This window comes from Arenibacter echinorum (assembly GCF_003259375.1).
Taxonomy (GTDB): Bacteria; Bacteroidota; Bacteroidia; order Flavobacteriales; family Flavobacteriaceae; genus Arenibacter; species Arenibacter echinorum.
Window position 1 is genome coordinate 1 of record NZ_QLLN01000024.1, and the last position, 1,364, is coordinate 1,364.

Annotated in this window: 1 protein-coding gene; it reads right to left on the reverse strand. The window is 47.4% G+C overall.

Annotation, left to right across the window (positions count from 1 at the left end; genetic code table 11):
• The coding region (locus tag LV92_RS21860; RefSeq protein WP_211323029.1) for a hypothetical protein at positions 1-1,364 on the reverse strand (1,364 nt) is incomplete at both ends.

Sequence of the window (1,364 nt, forward strand, 5' to 3'; positions counted from 1 at the left end):
TTGAAAGGATCCAAAGTAGTACCTACTCCGGTTATCGTTACCTGATCTGCAATAGCATCAAAACTCGACTTGTCAACCCAGGCTACTGTACCCACCGCATCGGTAACCAATACCTTATCATTACCTCCACTTAATATGTTTTCTGTCTGTACCGCATTGTCCGCCAATTTGGCGTTGGTCACGGCATCATTACTCAATTTTACAGTAGTAACCGCTCCATCGGCCAGTTTTGCCGTTACTATGGAAAGATCCTCCACCTTGAAAGGATCCAAGGTAGTACCCACACCGGTAATCGTTACCTGATCGGCAATGGCCGTAAAGCTCGACTTGTCAACCCAGGCTACTGTTCCTACTGCATCGGTAACCATAACTTTATCATTACCTCCCGAAGCCATATCCTCAGTAAGGATAGTCCCGTTCAATATATTTTCTGTCTGTACCGCATCGTCGGCCAATTTTGCATTGGTAACCGCATCTGCAGCCAATTCTGTAGTCCCTACTGCCCCGGCCGCTATCTCAAGGGTAACATCACCCAATAGAGCATTTGCATCGCCACCGACCGTTAGGTCCGAAGAAGTAATGTTGCCATCACCAGTGATCGCTGTTCCGTCAACTTCCAACGCTCCAGTGGTCGCATTCTGTACAAGCCCGCTTCCAGCAACATCAGCATTGATCTTGGATGCATTAACCGCATCATCGGCCAGTTCATTGGAAGTAATTCCACCTGTGGCCACATCCAATGTATACGGATCTCCATTAGTTCCTGATCCTGAACGTACCAATGTGGCATCTGTCGCATTTAAGATTTCATTTCCAATTACACCATCCACTTCTGTTACGGTCACAGAACCTAAATCTATTAGAATCCAGTCGGTCCCGTCCCATTGCATTACCTGGCCGGAGGCTGTTCCATCGGCTATGTTTTCCAATTGAACCGCATCATCGGCCAATTTAGCATTGGTAACCGCATCCGGGCCTAGTTTGGAATTTACTATGGAAAGGTCCTCTACCTTGAAAGGATCCAAGGTGGTGCCTAAACCGGTAATAGTTACTTGGTCAGCCAAAACTGCAAAGCTCGACTTGTCCACCCAAACTACCGTTCCAATGGCATCCGTCACCAAAACCTTATCGTTGCCACCTGAGGAAATATCCTCTGTTAAAATGGTTCCGTTCAATATGTTTTCTGTCTGTACCGCATCGTCGGCCAATTTAGCATTGGTAACCGCATCATCGCCCAATTTTACGGTAGTAACCGCTCCATCCGCCAGTTTTGCCGTTACTATGGATAGGTCCTCCACCTTGAAAGGATCCAAGGTGGTACCTACACCTGTAATCGTTACCTGATCGGCAATGGCATCGAAGCT